Raw genomic sequence first — 19,859 nt, 5'->3', positions numbered from 1 at the left:
TACTAAAGAGAATCGAACCAAATTTTATACTATTATTCCATTGATGTATGTGAGTAATGACCGGCATATAATCCAGCGACATGTCCTGTTACGAGTGCACTTGTAATATTATAACCACCAGTATAACCATGTATATCTAATACTTCACCACATAAAAATAATCCCGGAACTAATTTAGACATCATTGTTTTAGGTTGAATTTCTTTAAGTGACACACCACCACCTGTGACAAATGCCTTATCTATAGGTAATGTCCCGTTTACCTTAAATACAAACCCTTTAAACATATTTACTAAGTCGTTCAATTGTTGATTTGATAAGTGATGTGATGTGGTATTTTCATCGATTCCAGCTTGTTCCAGCATGAACAGTAAGTAGCGCTCTTCAATTAGACCATGCAAACTGTTTTTAATGATTTTATCTGGTGTGTCCGATAATAATGATGTGATGTGTTGTTTTAATTGTTCATGGTTTAATTCAGGAAATGCATCGATTGCCATAGAAATGTGCTGTGTCTTTTGATTTTTTTGTTCTTTATAAACAAACTGACTACATCTTAATGCAGCTGGACCACTGATACCAAAATGAGTAAATAACATATCCATTTGATGACTGATGCGTTTTTTACCATTTTTCTTAAGTACTGACAATTCAACATCTTTTAAACTTAAACCTTTTAGACGATTGGATTTGATGAAAGGTTCAGCTGATGTAATTGGAACTTCGGTCGGGAATAACTCAGTAATGGTATGACCTAAATCTTGTGCGAACTTATAACCATCACCAGTTGAACCAGTTTGAGGGACACTTGTACCACCTGTAGCAATCACTAGCGAATGGCTTTCATAACTATTATTTTGAGTATGTACAGTGAAAGTTTGGTCTGTATTAACTTCGATTCTACTAACAGCTTCTTCTTCTTTAATCGTTACATGTTGGCGTTCGATAGTTGTCACTAATGTATCAACCACGTCTTGTGCTTTGTTGGAAACTGGAAACATACGCCCGTGATCTTCTTCTTTTAATTTAACACCCCTAGACTCAAAAAAATCTATGATGGATTCATTATCAAAAATTGAAAAGGGACTATATAAAAATTTCCCATTTCCAGGAATGTTCTTAATAATTTCAGCATATGGTAATCGATTAGTTACGTTACATCTACCGCCACCAGATATTTTGAGTTTACGACCTAGACCTTTCTTTTTTTCAATGAGTAACACACTGCTACTTTGTTCGCTTGCAGCTACTGCCGCCATTAAGCCGCTAGGTCCGCCTCCGATAATAATTGTTTGATACATATACGCTTCCTCCAAATTTGTTACTGGACATTCAATTGCTATTTTATAGTACTTTTTTAAACTTTGCTATATCTCTTGTGTTATGAGATGACAATTATGTTGAATATATTTATAATGTGAACTTCATAAAAAATGAAGATGTATGTGTATGATAAGAATGATTTTTCTACTGTTATGCGATGTTCATCTCAAATAGTAGTATAATGTTTATATGAAATTTCGTAATATTCTAATCAAAATCGAGTATTCAATGACAATGCGTTGATAATTTTGTTATGATAATTCATTGAATATACGACAATGAAATAAAGTTTTGTGATATATTCATAATAATGAAAAATGATTTTACAGAGAAATAGCTTTTAGTTTACAAAACTTTAATAAACATGAGATAGGGAGATTCGTAATGAGTGAAAGTAAAGAAATGGTGCGTGGAACCTTTTTAATTACCATTAGTATATTAATTACCAAGGTATTGGGCGTACTTTTTATCATTCCATTCAACTATTTAATTGGTGGACAAGAAAATATGGCGCCGTTCACATACGCTTATGCACCATATAATATTGCAATTGCAGTTGCGACAGCAGGTGTACCATTAGCAGCTTCGAAATATGTTGCGAAATATAATGCTATTGGGGCATATAAAGTAAGTCAGAAATTTTATAAATCGAGTTTTATTGTAATGAGTATTACCGGTGTTTTAGGTTTCTTGGTACTGTATTTCTTAGCACCTTATATTTCTGAATTAACATTAGCTAGAAACATTCATGATAAAAACGGTTGGTCAGTCGATGATATTACTTGGATTATAAGAATCATTAGTATGGTTGTTATCTTTATTCCTGTATTAGCGACATGGAGAGGGATATTCCAAGGTTATAAATCTATGGGGCCAACAGCAGTGTCAGAAGTAACTGAGCAAATTGCACGCGTGATTTTCATATTAATCGGAAGTTATTTAGTACTAAATGTCTTTGATGGCTCTATTTTATTAGCCAATGGTATTGCTACTTTTGCAGCAGCAGTTGGTGCGATTATTGGTATATTCACACTCTGGTATTACTGGAGAAAGCGTAAGCATAATATTGATCGTATGGTCGAATCTGATTACACAGATATAGATGTGTCATATGGCAAGATGTATAAAGAAATTATTGCTTATAGTATACCGTTCGTTATTGTAAGTTTGAATTATCCATTATTTAACTTAGTAGATCAATTTACACATAACGGTGCTTTATCTTTAGTTGGTATACCTTCACAATTACAAGATATATTCTTTAATATGCTAAATATGTCAACTAATAAAATTGTAATGATTCCGACATCATTAAGTGCTGGTTTTGCAGTGAGTTTAATTCCTTATATTACAAAAACATTTGCAGAAGGTCGCTTACATGAAATGCATCATCAAATTAGAACATCTATTGGTGTATTAATGTTTATAACTGTTCCAGCTAGTATTGGAATTATGGCCTTGGCACAACCATTATTCACAGTTTTCTATGGTTACGATCCAATTGTTTTAGGTCATGACCCTAACCATGATGGTAGTCGCTTATTATTCTATTATGCGCCTGTAGCAATACTAATTTCACTATTAAGTGTAACGGCATCAATGTTACAAGGTATAGATAAACAGAAATTAACAGTTTATGTTATTTTAGCTTCTGTAGTTATCAAGTTAGCGTTAAACTATCCATTAATTATGTTATTCCATACACCTGGTGCAATTTTAAGTACTAGTATCGCATTATTATTTGCAATTGGATGTAATTTCTATATTCTTAAAAAATATGCGAAGTTTAAATTCAGCTATAGTTGGATTCATTTTGCAAAAATATTCTTGTATTCATTTATTATGATGCTAGGTGTAGAATTAGTATTTTTCCTTACAAATCTATTCTTAGAACCTACTAAACTTGGTTACTTAATCATTATTATTTTAGGTGTTACAGTAGGTATTCTAATTTACGGTACAATCACAATTAAAACGCGTCTTGCGGACGAATTCTTAGGTGAAATTCCTGAAAAATTAAGACGTAGAGTTAGGTTTTTACGATGAGAATAGATAAATTTTTAGCAAATATGGGCGTCGGTACACGCAATGAGGTCAAACAGTTACTTAAAAAAGGCCTTGTAAATGTCAACGAACAAGTAATTAAATCACCAAAAACACATATAGAACCAGAAAACGATAAGATAACAGTTCGTGGAGAATTAATAGAATACATTGAAAATGTCTATATTATGTTAAATAAGCCAAAAGGTTATATATCAGCAACTGAAGATCATCATTCAAAAACCGTTATTGATTTAATACCTGAATACCAACATCTAAATATTTTTCCGGTTGGTCGTCTTGATAAAGATACAGAAGGGCTTTTATTGATAACGAATGATGGTGATTTTAATCATGAATTAATGAGTCCAAACAAACATGTTTCTAAAAAATATGAAGTTATTTCAGCAAATCCTATCACTGAAGACGACATTCAAGCTTTTAAAGAGGGTGTAACACTGACTGATGGCAAGGTTAAGCCTGCAATATTAACTTATATTGATAATCAAACGTCACACGTAACAATTTATGAAGGAAAATATCATCAAGTTAAACGAATGTTTCATAGCATTCAAAATGAGGTATTACATTTAAGACGTATCAAAATTGCTGATTTAGAATTGGACAGCAATTTAGATTCAGGAGAATATCGTTTATTAACTGAAAATGATTTTGACAAATTAAATTATAAATAAAAGGGAGACGATTGATATGGCAAAAGGTAATTTATTTAAAGCGATTTTAGGTATAGGTGGCGCTGTAGCAGCTGTACTTGTTACACGTAAAGATAGTCGTGACAAGCTGAAAGCAGAATATAATAAATATAAACAAGATCCTCAAAGCTATAAAGATAATGCTAAGGATAAAGCGACGCAATTAGGAACAATTGCTAATGAAACAATTAAAGAAGTAAAAACAAATCCGAAAGAATATGCTAATAGATTAAAAAATAATCCAAAAGCATTTTTCGAAGAAGAAAAATCAAAATTTACCGAATATGACAATAAGACTGACGAAAGTATTGAAAAAGGTAAATTTGATGATGAAGGTGGCGCAGCACCAAATAATAATTTACGTATCGTCACTGAAGAAGATTTAAAAAAGAATAAAAATGCATTATCTGATAAAGAATAAGATGTGAGTAGGACAGAAATGATAAAGAACCACTATGATTTATTATATAGTGGTTCTTTATCGTTAGTCATAGCTAATATGCATATAGAAAGAAGAATACATGCGTGAAACTCATTCATAAGAAATACTAATATCTAAAGAAAACGTATTTCTTTATCTTTTCGAAATTCTCTGTGTTGGGGCCCTTACCCCAACCTGCACATTATTGAAAGCTGACTATTGGCCAGCTTCTGTGTTGGGGCCCCGCCAACTTGCATTGTCTGTAGAATTTCTTTTCGAAATTCTCTGTGTTGGGGCCCCGGGGCGCATTTTCGTTCGGTTAATTACTGTCAATATTAAATTGTGTGCCTAGTACATTGACTTATATCTCGAGCTCTTGAATATGTGTATTTTAAATATATAAATTAAAAAAGGAACAAAGCAGCTATTTATGATTTGTGTCATATCAATAGCATCGTTTTGTTCCTTTTTATTATTTTCTGACATCTTATTGTAGTTTTTATATCTTTTCATGTAAAATAGAATTTAACTTATAGAAAAAAGGAAGTCGATTTCGAATGTGGAAAGAAAAAGTTCAACAATACGAAGATCAAATCATTAATGACTTAAAAGGATTATTAGCAATTGAAAGTGTGAGAGATGATGCAAAAGCATCAGAAGACGCACCAGTTGGTCCAGGTCCTCGTAAGGCATTAGACTACATGTATGAAATTGCACATAGAGATGGATTTACAACACATGATGTGGATCATATTGCAGGAAGAATTGAGGCAGGTAAAGGAAATGACGTATTAGGTATCTTATGTCATGTTGACGTTGTTCCTGCTGGTGATGGATGGGATAGTAATCCGTTCGAGCCGGTTGTAACAGAAGATGCTATCATAGCTAGAGGTACACTTGATGACAAAGGTCCAACAATTGCTGCTTATTATGCAATTAAGATATTAGAAGATATGAATGTGGATTGGAAGAAACGTATTCATATGATTATTGGTACGGATGAAGAATCTGATTGGAAATGTACGGATCGCTATTTTAAAACAGAAGAAATGCCAACATTAGGTTTTGCACCAGATGCAGAATTTCCATGTATTCATGGTGAAAAAGGCATTACAACATTTGATTTAGTTCAAAATAAACTTACTGAAGATCAAGATGAACCTGATTATGAATTAATAACTTTTAAATCTGGTGAACGTTACAACATGGTACCTGATCATGCAGAAGCAAGAGTGCTTGTTAAAGAAAATATGACAGATGTTATTCAAGACTTTGAGTACTTTTTAGAACAAAATCATTTACAAGGTGATAGTACTGTTGATAGTGGCATTCTAGTTTTAACAGTTGAAGGTAAAGCGGTTCATGGTATGGATCCATCTATCGGTGTGAATGCGGGTCTTTACTTACTAAAATTCTTAGCATCATTAAATCTTGATAATAATGCACAAGCGTTTGTAGCATTTAGTAATCGCTACTTATTTAATTCAGATTTTGGTGAAAAGATGGGAATGAAATTCCATACAGATGTCATGGGTGACGTGACAACTAACATTGGTGTTATTACATATGATAATGAAAACGCAGGTCTTTTCGGTATCAACTTACGCTACCCAGAAGGATTTGAATTTGAAAAAGCTATGGATCGTTTTGCAAATGAGATTCAACAATATGGCTTTGAAGTGAAATTAGGTAAAGTCCAACCACCACATTATGTTGATAAAAATGATCCTTTTGTACAAAAGTTAGTTACTGCATATAGAAATCAAACAAATGATATGACTGAACCTTATACTATAGGTGGCGGTACTTATGCGAGAAACTTAGACAAGGGTGTAGCATTTGGCGCAATGTTTAGTGATTCTGAAGATTTAATGCATCAGAAAAATGAATATATCACTAAAAAACAGTTATTTAACGCAACTAGTATTTACTTAGAAGCAATTTATTCATTATGCGTGGAGGAATAATATATGGAAAAAATTTTTTTAAATGGTGAGTTTGTAAGTCCAAGTGAAGCAAAGGTTTCATACAACGACAGAGGATACGTATTTGGCGATGGTATTTATGAATACATTCGAGTATATAATGGTAAGTTATTTACAGTAACAGAACATTATGAAAGATTTTTACGTAGTGCCAATGAGATTGGTTTAGATTTAAATTATTCTGTAGAAGAATTAATTGAACTATCTCGTAAATTAGTTGATATGAATCAAATTGAAACTGGGGCAATTTATATTCAAGCAACGCGTGGTGTAGCTGAAAGGAATCATAGCTTCCCGACACCTGAAGTAGAACCAGCAATTGTTGCTTATACAAAGAGTTATGATCGTCCTTATGATCATTTAGAAAATGGTGTGAATGGTGTTACCGTTGAAGATATCCGATGGTTACGTTGCGACATTAAAAGCTTGAACTTATTAGGAAATGTATTAGCAAAAGAATATGCTGTGAAATATAATGCAGTTGAAGCAATTCAACATCGAGGTGAAACTGTAACTGAAGGATCTTCAAGTAATGCTTATGCAATTAAAGACGGTGTGATTTATACACATCCGATTAACAACTATATTCTTAATGGTATTACACGAATTGTAATTAAAAAAATTGCCGAAGACTATAACATCCCATTTAAAGAAGAAACGTTTACTGTAGATTTCTTGAAAAACGCAGATGAAGTTATTGTTTCAAGTACTTCAGCTGAGGTTACACCTGTTATTAAATTAGATGGTGAACCAATTAATGATGGTAAAGTTGGCCCAATTACACGTCAACTACAAGAAGGATTTGAAAAGTATATAGAGTCACACAGTATTTAAAATTCTTTCATCATATTTTTAGATTAAATTACTTAAATTTATCAACTTTCGTAAGTGAATTATGTTATAATTTAAAACGAAGCTTAAAAGTGTTGTTTAGAAAACACATATTAGTAAAAAGTGCCATTTTGTTTCTCATTTTCAGTTGAAATATAATGATAAAAATTATAAAATTTTCTATGAGTTACAAATATGATGTGCATCATATTTTACTAAGTACGTAAATGTTACAGTTCATAAATTTATGCTAACCATGAAAATGGGATAGCAATTATTTTGAAAACTAGAGTTTATCGCCTACAGAGATTCAAAAACATGTAGTTTTAGGCACGGTAACATTATATGTCAAGTAAGTGACTATAGAATGTATGGTGTTATAAATTAGAATATATGGCTCTTGAAAAACCTATTTCTAGAGCCATTTTCTAATTGAAAGTGAGGTGGACGAGTTGGAGCAGTTTTATCAATTAGGGTGGACACTTGATTCAGCAGGTGGTGCATCTGGTGAAGCATATATGGCTGAACAAGATGGACAAAAGTTGTTTTTAAAACGAAATTCAAATCCATTTATTGCGGCATTATCAGCAGAAGGTATTGTGCCCAAATTAGTATGGACGAAACGCATAGAAACAGGCGAGGTTGTTACAGCACAACATTGGAAAAATGGGCGTGAACTATCTTCAAACGAAATGAAGCAAACAAGAGTTGCACATTTATTAAAGAAGATACACAATTCTAGACCTTTATTAAGTATGTTAAAGCGTATGGAAATGGAACCTATTACTCCTGAGATTATGCTTAATAAAATTAATGCCTCTTTATCAAGAGAAGTTTTAACACATCATATTGTGAGAAAATCATTAACCTATTTAGAAGAGCATATACCGAGTTTAGATTCGCGTTTTTTCACTGTTGTACATGGTGATGTGAATCATAATAATTGGTTATTATCCGATCGAGATGAACTATTTTTAGTTGATTGGGAAGGTGCAATGATTGCAGACCCGGCAATTGATATCGGAATGCTGCTTTACAACTATGTTCCACAACAACAATGGTCTGAATGGCTTGAAACATATGGTGTTCAAGAGAGCTTGAATTTAAATAAACGTATGAAATGGTATACGGTAATTCAATCTATAGGTCTTGTTCAATGGTATGAAGAGCAAAAAAGATATAAGGATATGAACACTTGGCTTAAATTCCTAAATGAAGTTATGAATAGTAACATGTTTATTTAAGAGGAGAATAAAATATGAGAGTTCGATACAAACCATGGGCTGAAGATTATTTAAAAGATCATCCTGAATTGGTTGACATGGAAGGTCAACATGCAGGGAAAATGACTGAATGGTTTGATAAAACGCAACCGATACACATTGAAATTGGTTCGGGTATGGGGCAGTTTATTACAACATTAGCTGCTCAAAATCCTCATATTAACTATATTTCAATGGAACGTGAGAAAAGTATCGTTTATAAAGTATTGGATAAAGTTAAAGAGATGGGTTTAACAAATTTAAAGATTATTTGTAATGACGCCATTGAATTAAATGAATATTTTAAAGACGGCGAAGTTTCGCGTATTTATTTGAACTTTTCAGATCCATGGCCAAAAAATCGTCATGCAAAACGACGTTTAACGTATCATACGTTTTTAGCGTTGTATCAACAAATCTTAAATGATGAAGGAGATTTACATTTTAAAACTGATAACAGAGGACTATTTGCCTACAGTTTAGAAAGTATGTCTCAATTTGGAATGTATTTTACAAAAATAAATCTAAATTTACATCAAGAAGACGATGGCAGTAATATTTTAACAGAATATGAAAAGAAATTTTCGGATAAAGGGTCACGTATTTATCGTATGGAAGCGAAATTCCATTCACAAAAATAAAACACTTATGAGGGTATGTACACATACAATCATAAGTGTTTTTTCGTACTATAATGGTTCTATAGATAAAGGTTCTATAATAAATCGGACTGATGGAAAAAAGTATTTTACTTTTCATCTGTCCGATTTTTTGATTTTGAATATAAAAAAAGCGCAATTATCTCTATAATTAAAAGTGACTAAACAAATAACTAAAGGAGATAATGCGCCTATAAACAATGTTATACTAAATACCTTTGATTTAAAAGAATAAAGCTTGCATTTTACTTGTAAATTTTAATTATTAATTTAAAATTACAGGCCGATGGTTATGATGCATTTACATATAATATGATTGCATTAATCTTTATAAGTAGTTAGAAGTGTATTAGTGTGGGGCGTTTCGTTTTTGTTCGCATTTATGAATAGTGATATGATGTAATAAATACATGCTAATTGTAATAACGAATACAGAAAGAATAGGTGATGTTATGAAGATCGGGGATATATCTATTCATTATCTAAATGGTGGCAATACAAAAATGGATGGCGGTGCAATGTTTGGTGTTGTTCCGAAGCCGTTGTGGTCAAAGCAATACAATGCAAATGAACGAAATCAAATCAATTTACCGACACATCCAATTTTGATTCAAACGGCTCAATATAATTTGATTATAGATGCGGGTATTGGTAATGGTAAATTATCTGAAAAGCAATTACGTAATTTTGGAGTAGATGAAGAAAGTCATATAATTGCTGATTTGGCAAATTATAATTTAACGCCAAAGGATATTGATTATGTGCTAATGACACATATGCATTTTGATCATGCTGCCGGTTTGACTGATCAAGCGGGACATGCAATTTTTGAAAATGCGATTCATGTTGTGCAACAAGATGAGTGGCATGAGTTTATTGCACCTAATATAAGAAGTAAATCAACTTACTGGGATAAGAATAAAGGCGATTATAGTAACAAGTTGATTTTATTCGAAAAACATTTTGAACCGGTTCCGGGTATCAAGATGCAACATAGTGGAGGTCATAGCTTTGGCCACACGATTATTACGATTGAAAGTCAAGGAGATAAAGCAGTTCATATGGGTGATATATTCCCAACTACTGCACATAAAAATCCTCTATGGGTAACGGCATATGATGATTATCCTATGCAATCGATTCGTGAAAAAGAACGCATGATACCATATTTTATTCAGCAACAATATTGGTTCTTGTTTTATCATGATGAAAACTACTTTGCTGTAAAATACAGCGATGATGGTGAAAACATAGATGCATATATTTTACGTGAAACATTAGTTGATAATAACTAAAATAAAGATGTATTACTAAACAAATTTTCAAAAATAAAAAAATGAGCCACATCCAATCTTACTAATTAGGGTGTGGCTCATTTTTAAGTTTTACGATCCAAATCAAATATGGATAAAATTCGTATTAACGCTCTACAATGTTAATGACTTCACCAGTATATGCATCTGCATAAAAATCATAATGAATATTTTGACCATTTTTAATAGTTGTAATTCCACCTTGATAAACTAAACGGTATTTATCAGTTTCAGGATGAACGAATGGTTCATAAACGATATATGAGCCTTTGACATTCATAAAATATGATTTTACTTCATTAAGTACTTTAACGGGATTATAGCGTTTACGATTAATAAATTGGATGATTGAAATGGTAGAAATAATTACAATGGCTACTGCAATTATTGTTGGAATTATATATTTCAGTTTAGTCATCATTTATGCTCCCTTGATTTCAAATTCATATCATTAGTTTACCATATTGAAGATGATATAATAACTTATAAGGAGTGAGAACTTTTATGAACATAAATAAAAAAGTAACATTACAACGAATTCAAACTTTAACTGAGCTTCATGGGGCACCAGGTTTTGAAGAAGAAGTAAAAAATTATATGACTCAGCAAATGGCGCCGTATGTAGATGAATTTATTGAAAATCGTATGGGTGGATTTTTTGGTGTGAAAAAATCTAAAAATCCAAATGCAAAACGTGTAATGATTGCAGCACATATGGATGAAATCGGATTTATGATTACAAATATCACTAAAAATGGAATGATTCAATTCACAAATTTAGGTGGTGTTGCAAATGATATTTGGCAAGGACAACGCTTAGTAATTAAAAATAGAAATGGCGATAAAATTATCGGTGTTGTTTCTAATATACCTAAACATTTTCGTACTGGTAGTGAAGGTGCACCGGAAATTAAAGATTTAACATTAGATATAGGTGCTCAAAATGAAGATGAGGTGCGTGAGCGCGGAATAGATATAGGAGATACAATTGTACCTCACACGCCATTCACACAGTTATCTGAACATCGATATAGTGCTAAAGCATGGGATAATCGTTATGGTTGTGTCTTGGCAATTGAAATACTAGAATTATTAAAAGATATAGAATTAGATGTAGACTTGTATGTTGGCGCAAATGTTCAAGAAGAGGTTGGATTACGAGGTGCGAAAGCATCTGCAGAGATGATAGACCCAGACGTTGCATTTGTAGTCGATTGTTCACCTGCCAATGACGTTAAAGGAAACCAACCATTATCTGGTGAACTTGGTAAAGGGACGTTAATTCGCATAAAAGACGGTACAATGATTTTAAAGCCTGTATTTAGAGATTATTTATTAAAGTTAGTAGAAGCACATGACATTGAACATCAATACTATATGTCACCAGGTGGAACAGATGGTGGAGAAATTCATAAAGCTAATATTGGTATTCCGACTGCAGTTATTGGTGTATGTGCACGATATATTCATAGTACAGACTCAGTATTTGATATAAGAGACTATTTTGCAGCTAGATCTTTACTTTCAGAAGCCATTTGTAATTTAGATAATAATCAAATAGAAACATTACAATATAAATAATCGGGTAATAACAACTATTATCTCTAAATAGTTATATATAATCATTAATTAAGGAGACATAAAAATGAAACAACTTGAATCAGAACAACAATTTGAATCTTTAAAACAAGGTGCTACAGTATTTGAATTCACTGCAGGCTGGTGTCCAGATTGTAGAGTGATAGAACCAGATTTACCGGAATTAGAAGCGAGATATCCTATGTTTGACTTCGTATCAGTAGACCGTGACAAATTTATGGATATTTGTATTGAAAATGGTATTATGGGGATTCCAAGTTTTCTAGTATATAAAAATGGTGAACTGCTTGGAAGTTATATTGGAAAAGAACGAAAATCAATTGAACAGATAGATGCATTTTTAGCTCAATATGTGTAATTTAGACTAGAGAAAAACGGGGTAATACTCGTTTTTCTCTGTTACTATGTGTTGATTTATTGTAAACTATTATAAGGTGCGAAATTAGGAGTGTTACATATGAATACCTTTCAAATGAGAGATAAATTAAAGGAACGTTTAAGCCATTTAGACGTTGATTTTAAATTTAATCGTGAAGAAGAAACTTTGCGTATTTATCGAACAGATAATAACAAAGGTATCACGATTAAACTTAACGCTATAGTCGCAAAATATGAAGATAAAAAAGAAAAAATTGTAGATGAAATTGTTTATTACGTTGATGAAGCTATTGCACAAATGGCAGATAAAACCCTTGAGAGTATATCATCTAGTCAAATTATGCCTGTCATTAGAGCGACTAGCTTTGATAAAAAAACTAAACAAGGTGTTCCTTTTATCTATGATGAGCATACTGCAGAAACAGCAGTTTATTATGCAGTCGATTTAGGGAAATCATATCGTCTAATTGACGAAAGCATGTTAGAGGATTTGAAGTTAACTGAACAACAAATAAGAGAAATGTCTCTGTTTAATGTTAGAAAATTGTCAAATTCATATACGACTGATGAAGTAAAAGGTAATATTTTTTATTTTATTAACTCAAATGACGGGTATGATGCAAGTAGGATACTAAATACTGCATTTTTAAATGAAATTGAGGCACAATGTCAAGGCGAAATGCTCGTAGCAGTGCCACACCAAGATGTGTTAATTATTGCAGATATACGCAATAAAACAGGATATGATGTGATGGCACATTTAACAATGGAATTTTTCACTAAAGGTCTAGTTCCAATTACATCATTATCCTTTGGATATAAACAGGGTCATCTTGAACCGATATTTATTTTAGGTAAAAATAATAAACAAAAAAGAGATCCAAACGTGATTCAGCGTTTAGAAGCAAATCGTCGTAAATTTAATAAAGATAAATAGAAATAATTGGATAAGGAGTTTTGTCATAATGAATTTATTTTACAATCCTAAATATGTAGGAGATGTCGCATTTTTACAAATTGAACCAGTTGAAGGTGAATTAAACTACAATAAAAAAGGTAATGTTGTTGAAATTACTAATGAAGGTAATGTTGTAGGTTATAATATTTTTGAAATTTCAAAAGATATAACAATTGAAGAAAAAGGTCATATTAAATTAACTGATGAACTTGTAAATGTATTCCAAAAGCGTATTTCAGAAGCTGGTTTTGATTATAAATTAAATGCTGATCTATCACCGAAATTTGTAGTTGGCTACGTTGAAACTAAAGACAAACATCCTGATGCAGATAAATTAAGTGTACTAAATGTAAACGTTGGAAATGACACATTACAAATTGTATGTGGCGCGCCTAACGTTGAAGCTGGACAGAAAGTTGTTGTTGCTAAAGTAGGTGCAGTGATGCCTAGCGGTATGGTAATTAAAGATGCTGAATTACGTGGTGTTGCCTCAAGCGGTATGATTTGTTCAATGAAAGAATTGAATTTACCTAATGCACCTGAAGAAAAAGGTATTATGGTATTAAATGACAGCTATGAAATTGGACAAGCATTTTTTGAATAATTAAGGAAGGTAGTGAAAATATGAGCTGGTTTGATAAATTATTCGGCGAAGATAATGATTCAAATGATGACTTGATTCATAGAAAGAAAAAAAGACGTCAAGAATCACAAAATATAGATAACGATCATGACTCATTACTGCCTCAAAATAATGATATTTATAGTCGTCCGAGGGGAAAATTCCGTTTTCCTATGAGCGTAGCTTATGAAAATGAAAATGTTGAACAATCTGCAGATACTATTTCAGATGAAAAAGAACAATACCATCGAGACTATCGCAAACAAAGCCACGATTCTCGTTCACAAAAACGACATCGCCGTAGAAGAAATCAAACAACTGAAGAACAAAATTATAGTGAACAACGTGGGAATTCTAAAATATCACAGCAAAGTATAAAATATAAAGATCATTCACATTACCATACGAATAAGCCAGATACATATGTTTCTGCAATTAATGGTATTGAGAAGGAAACGCACAAGTCAAAAACACATAATATGTATTCTAATAATACAAATCATCGTGCTAAAGATTCAACTCCAGATTATCACAAAGAAAGTTTCAAGACTTCAGAGGTACCGTCAGCTATTTTTGGCACAATGAAACCTAAAAAGTTAGAAAATGGTCGTATCCCTGTAAGTAAACCTTCAGAAAAAGTTGAGTCAGATAAACAAAAATATGATAAATATGTAGCTAAGACGCAAACGTCTCAAAATAAACAATTAGAACAAGAAAAACAAAATGATAGTGTTGTCAAACAAGGAACTGCATCTAAATCATCTGATGAAAATGTATCATCAACAACAAAATCAATGCCTAATTATTCAAAAGTTGATAATACTATCAAAATTGAAAATATTTATGCTTCACAAATTGTTGAAGAAATTAGACGTGAACGAGAACGTAAAGTGCTTCAAAAGCGTCGATTTAAAAAAGCGTTGCAACAAAAGCGTGAAGAACATAAAAACGAAGAGCAAGATGCAATACAACGTGCAATTGATGAAATGTATGCTAAACAAGCGGAACGCTATGTTGGTGATAGTTCATTAAATGATGATAGTGACTTAACAGATAATAGTACAGATGCTAGTCAGCTTCATACAAATGGCATAGAGAATGAAACTGTATCAAATGATGAAAATAAACAAGCGTCAATACAAAATGAAGACACTAATGACACTCATGTAGATGAAAGTCCATACAATTATGAGGAAGTTAGTTTGAATCAAGTATCGACAACAAAACAATTGTCAGATGATGAAGTTACGGTTTCGAATGTAACGTCTCAACATCAATCAGCACTACAACATAACGTTGAAGTAAATGATAAAGATGAACTAAAAAATCAATCCAGATTAATTGCTGATTCAGAAGAAGATGGAGCAACGAATAAAGAAGAATATTCAGGAAGTCAAATCGATGATGCAGAATTTTATGAATTAAATGATACAGAAGTAGATGAGGATACTACTTCAAATATCGAAGATAATACCAATAGAAACGCGTCTGAAATGCATGTAGACGCTCCTAAAACGCAAGAGCACGCAGTAACTGAATCTCAAGTTAATAATATCGATAAAACGGTTGATAATGAAATTGAATTAGCACCGCGTCATAAAAAAGATGACCAAACAAACTTAAATGTCAACTCATTGAAAACGAATGATGTGAATGATGGTCATGTTGTGGAAGATTCAAGCATGAATGAAATAGAAAAGCATAACGCAGAAATTACAGAAAATGTGCAAAACGAAGCAGCTGAAAGTGAACAAAATGTCGAAGAGAAAACTATTGAAAACGTAAATCCAAAGAAACAGACTGAAAAGGTTTCAACTTTAAGTAAAAGACCATTTAATGTTGTCATGACGCCATCTGATAAAAAGCGTATGATGGATCGTAAAAAGCATTCAAAAGTCAATGTGCCTGAATTAAAGCCTGTACAAAGTAAACAAGCTGTGAGTGAAAGCAAGCCTGCGAGTCAAGCCGCACCATCATCAAGATCTGATTCACAAGAGTCAAACACAAATGCATATAAAACAAATAATATGACATCAAACAATGTTGAGAACAATCAACTTATTGGTCATGCAGAAACAGAAAATGATTATCAAAATGCACAACAATATTCAGAGCAGAAACCTTCTGCTGATTCAACTCAAACGGAAATATTTGAAGAAAGCCAAGATGATAATCAATTGGAAAATGAGCAAGTTGATCAATCAACTTCGTCTTCAGTTTCAGAAGTAAGCGACATAACTGAAGAAAGCGAAGAAACAACACATCCAAACAATACTAGTGGACAACAAGATAATGATGATCAACAAAAAGATTTACAGCCTTCATTTTCAAATCAAAATGAAGATACAGCTAATGAAAATAGACCTCGGACGAACCAACAAGATGTTGCAACAAATCAAGCTGTACAAACATCTAAGCCGATGATTCGTAAAGGCCCAAATATTAAATTGCCAAGTGTTTCATTACTAGAAGAACCACAAGTTATTGAGTCGGACGAGGACTGGATTACAGATAAAAAGAAAGAACTGAATGACGCATTATTTTACTTTAATGTACCTGCAGAAGTACAAGATGTAACTGAAGGTCCAAGTGTTACAAGATTTGAATTATCAGTTGAAAAAGGTGTTAAAGTTTCAAGAATTACGGCATTACAAGATGACATTAAAATGGCATTGGCAGCGAAAGATATTCGTATAGAAGCGCCTATTCCAGGAACTAGTCGTGTTGGTATTGAAGTTCCGAACCAAAATCCAACGACAGTCAACTTACGTTCTATTATTGAATCTCCAAGTTTTAAAAATGCTGAATCTAAATTAACAGTTGCGATGGGGTATAGAATTAATAATGAACCATTACTTATGGATATTGCTAAAACGCCACACGCACTAATTGCAGGTGCAACTGGATCAGGGAAATCAGTTTGTATCAATAGTATTTTGATGTCTTTACTATATAAAAATCACCCTGAGGAATTAAGATTATTACTTATCGATCCAAAAATGGTTGAATTAGCTCCTTATAATGGTTTGCCACATTTAGTTGCACCGGTAATTACAGATGTCAAAGCAGCTACACAGAGTTTAAAATGGGCCGTAGAAGAAATGGAACGACGTTATAAGTTATTTGCACATTACCATGTACGTAATATAACAGCATTTAACAAAAAAGCACCATATGATGAAAGAATGCCAAAAATTGTCATTGTAATTGATGAGTTGGCTGATTTAATGATGATGGCTCCGCAAGAAGTTGAGCAGTCTATTGCTAGAATTGCTCAAAAAGCAAGAGCATGTGGTATTCATATGTTAGTAGCTACGCAAAGACCATCTGTCAATGTAATTACAGGTTTAATTAAAGCCAACATACCAACAAGAATTGCATTTATGGTATCATCAAGTGTAGATTCGAGAACGATATTAGACAGTGGTGGAGCAGAACGCTTGTTAGGATATGGCGATATGTTATATCTTGGTAGCGGTATGAATAAACCGATTAGAGTTCAAGGTACATTTGTTTCTGATGACGAAATTGATGATGTTGTTGATTTTATCAAACAACAAAGAGAACCGGACTATCTATTTGAAGAAAAAGAATTGTTGAAAAAAACACAAACACAATCACAAGATGAATTATTTGATGATGTTTGTGCATTTATGGTTAATGAAGGACATATTTCAACATCATTAATCCAAAGACATTTCCAAATTGGCTATAATAGAGCAGCAAGAATTATCGATCAATTAGAGCAACTCGGTTATGTTTCGAGTGCTAATGGTTCAAAACCAAGGGATGTTTATGTTACGGAAGCAGATTTAAATAAAGAATAATTATGAGTAAGGAGTTTTATATAATGACACACTATCATTTTGTCGGAATTAAAGGTTCTGGCATGAGTTCATTAGCACAAATCATGCATGATTTAGGACATGAAGTTCAAGGATCGGATATTGAGAACTACGTATTTACAGAAGTTGCTCTTAGAAATAAGGGGATAAAAATATTACCATTTGATGCTAATAACATAAAAGAAGATATGGTAGTTATACAAGGTAATGCATTCGCGAGTAGCCATGAAGAAATAGTACGTGCACATCAATTGAAATTAGATGTTGTAAGTTATAATGATTTTTTAGGACAGATTATTGATCAATATACTTCAGTAGCTGTAACTGGTGCACATGGTAAAACTTCTACAACAGGTTTATTATCACATGTTATGAATGGTGATAAAAAGACTTCATTTTTAATTGGTGATGGCACAGGTATGGGATTGCCTGAAAGTGATTATTTCGCTTTTGAGGCATGTGAATATAGACGTCACTTTTTAAGTTATAAACCTGATTACGCAATTATGACAAATATTGATTTCGATCATCCTGATTATTTTAAAGATATTAATGATGTTTTTGATGCATTCCAAGAAATGGCACATAATGTTAAAAAAGGTATTATTGCTTGGGGTGATGATGAACATCTACGTAAAATTGAAGCAGATGTTCCAATTTATTATTATGGATTTAAAGATTCGGATGACATTTATGCTCAAAATATTCAAATTACGGATAAAGGTACTGCTTTTGATGTGTATGTGGATGGTGAGTTTTATGATCACTTCCTGTCTCCACAATATGGTGACCATACAGTTTTAAATGCATTAGCTGTAATTGCGATTAGTTATTTAGAGAAGCTAGATGTTACAAATATTAAAGAAGCATTAGAAACGTTTGGTGGTGTTAAACGTCGTTTCAATGAAACTACAATTGCAAATCAAGTTATTGTAGATGATTATGCACACCATCCAAGAGAAATTAGTGCTACAATTGAAACAGCACGAAAGAAATATCCACATAAAGAAGTTGTTGCAGTATTTCAACCACACACTTTCTCTAGAACACAAGCATTTTTAAATGAATTTGCAGAAAGTTTAAGTAAAGCAGATCGTGTATTCTTATGTGAAATTTTTGGATCAATTAGAGAAAATACTGGCGCATTAACGATACAAGATTTAATTGATAAAATTGAAGGTGCATCGTTAATTAATGAAGATTCTATTAATGTATTAGAACAATTTGATAATGCTGTTGTTTTATTTATGGGTGCAGGTGATATTCAAAAATTACAAAATGCATATTTAGATAAATTAGGCATGAAAAATGCGTTTTAATATGTTTATAATAGAGTAGTATGGGTATTTATTATTAATGACATTATTACATGTTAATTAGGAGGCGTTTTTAATGGATTGGATTTTACCAATTGCTGGAATTATCGCTGCGATTGCATTCTTAATTTTATGTATCGGTATCGTAGCTGTATTAAATTCTGTTAAGAAAAACTTAGATTATGTTGCAAAAACACTTGACGGTGTAGAAGGTCAAGTTCAAGGTATTACTCGTGAAACAACAGATTTACTTCATAAAGTAAACCGTTTAACTGAGGATATCCAAGGTAAAGTAGATCGTTTAAACTCAGTTGTAGATGCTGTTAAAGGTATCGGTGACTCAGTACAAACGTTAAACAGCTCTGTAGATCGTGTAACAAATTCAATTACACATAATATTTCTCAAAATGAAGATAAAATCTCACAAGTTGTTCAATGGTCAAATGTTGCAATGGAAATTGCAGACAAATGGCAAAATAGACACTACCGTCGTGGAAGTGCAAATTACAAAGCTAATAATGTAGCAACTGATGCAAATCATAGCTATACTTCTAGAGTAGATAAATAATTAATAATTAAACAAATGCACTT

General features: G+C 32.3%; 17 protein-coding genes. 15 read left to right on the top strand and 2 right to left on the bottom strand.

Features of this window, described 5'->3' with window-relative positions:
- Positions 1–32: 32 nt before the first annotated feature.
- Complete coding sequence (locus tag NSS86_RS07430) at positions 33–1,301, bottom strand: NAD(P)/FAD-dependent oxidoreductase (RefSeq protein WP_000285020.1); 1,269 nt, start codon at positions 1,299–1,301, stop codon at positions 33–35.
- A gap of 406 nt (positions 1,302–1,707) precedes the next feature.
- Here NSS86_RS07430 and NSS86_RS07425 point away from each other — a divergent pair, with 406 nt between their 5' ends.
- The 8 genes from NSS86_RS07425 to NSS86_RS07390 all read left to right on the top strand — a co-directional run bounded on the left by NSS86_RS07425 (position 1,708) and on the right by NSS86_RS07390 (position 10,532).
- Positions 1,708–3,369, top strand: coding sequence for a polysaccharide biosynthesis protein (locus NSS86_RS07425; protein ID WP_000004336.1), 1,662 nt, complete (start codon positions 1,708–1,710; stop codon positions 3,367–3,369).
- Positions 3,366–4,061 (top strand): pseudouridine synthase, encoded by a 696-nt coding sequence (locus NSS86_RS07420; protein WP_001217125.1) that lies wholly within the window; start codon positions 3,366–3,368, stop codon positions 4,059–4,061. The genes NSS86_RS07425 and NSS86_RS07420 overlap by 4 nt, the downstream gene beginning before the upstream one ends.
- A gap of 16 nt (positions 4,062–4,077) precedes the next feature.
- Entirely contained in the window at positions 4,078–4,500 is a 423-nt protein-coding gene (locus NSS86_RS07415) for a YtxH domain-containing protein (protein WP_001051856.1), read from the top strand.
- Between the two features lie 557 nt (positions 4,501–5,057).
- A complete protein-coding gene (gene sapep, locus NSS86_RS07410; protein WP_000265417.1) occupies positions 5,058–6,467 on the top strand; it encodes an Mn(2+)-dependent dipeptidase Sapep in 1,410 nt (469 codons plus the stop codon).
- Between the two features lie 3 nt (positions 6,468–6,470).
- A complete protein-coding gene (gene dat, locus NSS86_RS07405) occupies positions 6,471–7,319 on the top strand; it encodes a D-amino-acid transaminase (protein WP_000411084.1) in 849 nt (282 codons plus the stop codon).
- Positions 7,320–7,768: 449 nt separating this feature from the next.
- Complete coding sequence (locus NSS86_RS07400) at positions 7,769–8,560, top strand: phosphotransferase family protein (RefSeq protein WP_000434765.1); 792 nt, start codon at positions 7,769–7,771, stop codon at positions 8,558–8,560.
- Between the two features lie 14 nt (positions 8,561–8,574).
- Positions 8,575–9,219, top strand: a complete 645-nt coding sequence (gene trmB, locus NSS86_RS07395) for a tRNA (guanosine(46)-N7)-methyltransferase TrmB (RefSeq protein ID WP_001266162.1) — start codon at positions 8,575–8,577, stop codon at positions 9,217–9,219.
- A 470-nt stretch (positions 9,220–9,689) separates the two neighbouring features.
- Positions 9,690–10,532, top strand: coding sequence for an MBL fold metallo-hydrolase (locus tag NSS86_RS07390; RefSeq protein WP_000689582.1), 843 nt, complete (start codon positions 9,690–9,692; stop codon positions 10,530–10,532).
- Positions 10,533–10,656: 124 nt separating this feature from the next.
- Here the strand turns inward: NSS86_RS07390 and NSS86_RS07385 are convergent, their stop codons facing one another.
- Positions 10,657–10,968 (bottom strand): PepSY domain-containing protein, encoded by a 312-nt coding sequence (locus NSS86_RS07385; RefSeq protein ID WP_000163826.1) that lies wholly within the window; start codon positions 10,966–10,968, stop codon positions 10,657–10,659.
- An 86-nt stretch (positions 10,969–11,054) separates the two neighbouring features.
- Between NSS86_RS07385 and NSS86_RS07380 the strand changes: the two genes are divergently transcribed.
- The 7 genes from NSS86_RS07380 to NSS86_RS07350 all read left to right on the top strand — a co-directional run bounded on the left by NSS86_RS07380 (position 11,055) and on the right by NSS86_RS07350 (position 19,836).
- Positions 11,055–12,131 (top strand): M42 family metallopeptidase, encoded by a 1,077-nt coding sequence (locus NSS86_RS07380; RefSeq protein WP_001024576.1) that lies wholly within the window; start codon positions 11,055–11,057, stop codon positions 12,129–12,131.
- Between the two features lie 64 nt (positions 12,132–12,195).
- Positions 12,196–12,507 carry a thioredoxin family protein gene (locus NSS86_RS07375; protein WP_000811163.1) on the top strand — a complete coding sequence of 104 codons (312 nt, stop codon included), beginning with the start codon at positions 12,196–12,198 and terminating at the stop codon, positions 12,505–12,507.
- 99 nt (positions 12,508–12,606) lie between these two features.
- Positions 12,607–13,464, top strand: a complete 858-nt coding sequence (locus NSS86_RS07370) for a DUF1444 domain-containing protein (RefSeq protein WP_001091387.1) — start codon at positions 12,607–12,609, stop codon at positions 13,462–13,464.
- 28 nt (positions 13,465–13,492) lie between these two features.
- Complete coding sequence (gene ytpR / locus NSS86_RS07365; RefSeq protein ID WP_001048368.1) at positions 13,493–14,089, top strand: YtpR family tRNA-binding protein; 597 nt, start codon at positions 13,493–13,495, stop codon at positions 14,087–14,089.
- A gap of 20 nt (positions 14,090–14,109) precedes the next feature.
- Positions 14,110–17,934 carry a DNA translocase FtsK gene (locus NSS86_RS07360; protein ID WP_000118289.1) on the top strand — a complete coding sequence of 1,275 codons (3,825 nt, stop codon included), beginning with the start codon at positions 14,110–14,112 and terminating at the stop codon, positions 17,932–17,934.
- 23 nt (positions 17,935–17,957) lie between these two features.
- Positions 17,958–19,271: a UDP-N-acetylmuramate--L-alanine ligase gene (gene murC, locus NSS86_RS07355; protein ID WP_000150169.1), complete on the top strand. Its 1,314-nt coding sequence runs from the start codon at positions 17,958–17,960 to the stop codon at positions 19,269–19,271.
- Between the two features lie 73 nt (positions 19,272–19,344).
- On the top strand, positions 19,345–19,836 hold the full coding sequence (locus NSS86_RS07350; protein WP_000383814.1) for a DUF948 domain-containing protein: 492 nt from the start codon (positions 19,345–19,347) through the stop codon (positions 19,834–19,836).
- The last annotated feature ends 23 nt before the right edge of the window (positions 19,837–19,859 follow it).

The sequence above is a fragment of the Staphylococcus sp. FSL W8-0056 genome (assembly GCF_037963075.1).
Lineage (GTDB): Bacteria > Bacillota > Bacilli > Staphylococcales > Staphylococcaceae > Staphylococcus > Staphylococcus aureus.
Note: the sequence above shows the minus strand (reverse complement) of the source record. Positions and strands in the feature narration are given on the sequence as shown.

Coding starts and splice junctions, on each gene's coding strand:
- NSS86_RS07430 (WP_000285020.1), bottom strand. CDS start 1,301: ATGTATCAAACAATTATTATCGGAGGCGGACCTAGCGGCTTAATGGCG.
- NSS86_RS07425 (WP_000004336.1), top strand. CDS start 1,708: ATGAGTGAAAGTAAAGAAATGGTGCGTGGAACCTTTTTAATTACCATT.
- NSS86_RS07420 (WP_001217125.1), top strand. CDS start 3,366: ATGAGAATAGATAAATTTTTAGCAAATATGGGCGTCGGTACACGCAAT.
- NSS86_RS07415 (WP_001051856.1), top strand. CDS start 4,078: ATGGCAAAAGGTAATTTATTTAAAGCGATTTTAGGTATAGGTGGCGCT.
- sapep (WP_000265417.1), top strand. CDS start 5,058: ATGTGGAAAGAAAAAGTTCAACAATACGAAGATCAAATCATTAATGAC.
- dat (WP_000411084.1), top strand. CDS start 6,471: ATGGAAAAAATTTTTTTAAATGGTGAGTTTGTAAGTCCAAGTGAAGCA.
- trmB (WP_001266162.1), top strand. CDS start 8,575: ATGAGAGTTCGATACAAACCATGGGCTGAAGATTATTTAAAAGATCAT.
- NSS86_RS07390 (WP_000689582.1), top strand. CDS start 9,690: ATGAAGATCGGGGATATATCTATTCATTATCTAAATGGTGGCAATACA.
- NSS86_RS07385 (WP_000163826.1), bottom strand. CDS start 10,968: ATGACTAAACTGAAATATATAATTCCAACAATAATTGCAGTAGCCATT.
- NSS86_RS07380 (WP_001024576.1), top strand. CDS start 11,055: ATGAACATAAATAAAAAAGTAACATTACAACGAATTCAAACTTTAACT.
- NSS86_RS07375 (WP_000811163.1), top strand. CDS start 12,196: ATGAAACAACTTGAATCAGAACAACAATTTGAATCTTTAAAACAAGGT.
- NSS86_RS07370 (WP_001091387.1), top strand. CDS start 12,607: ATGAATACCTTTCAAATGAGAGATAAATTAAAGGAACGTTTAAGCCAT.
- ytpR (WP_001048368.1), top strand. CDS start 13,493: ATGAATTTATTTTACAATCCTAAATATGTAGGAGATGTCGCATTTTTA.
- NSS86_RS07360 (WP_000118289.1), top strand. CDS start 14,110: ATGAGCTGGTTTGATAAATTATTCGGCGAAGATAATGATTCAAATGAT.
- murC (WP_000150169.1), top strand. CDS start 17,958: ATGACACACTATCATTTTGTCGGAATTAAAGGTTCTGGCATGAGTTCA.
- NSS86_RS07350 (WP_000383814.1), top strand. CDS start 19,345: ATGGATTGGATTTTACCAATTGCTGGAATTATCGCTGCGATTGCATTC.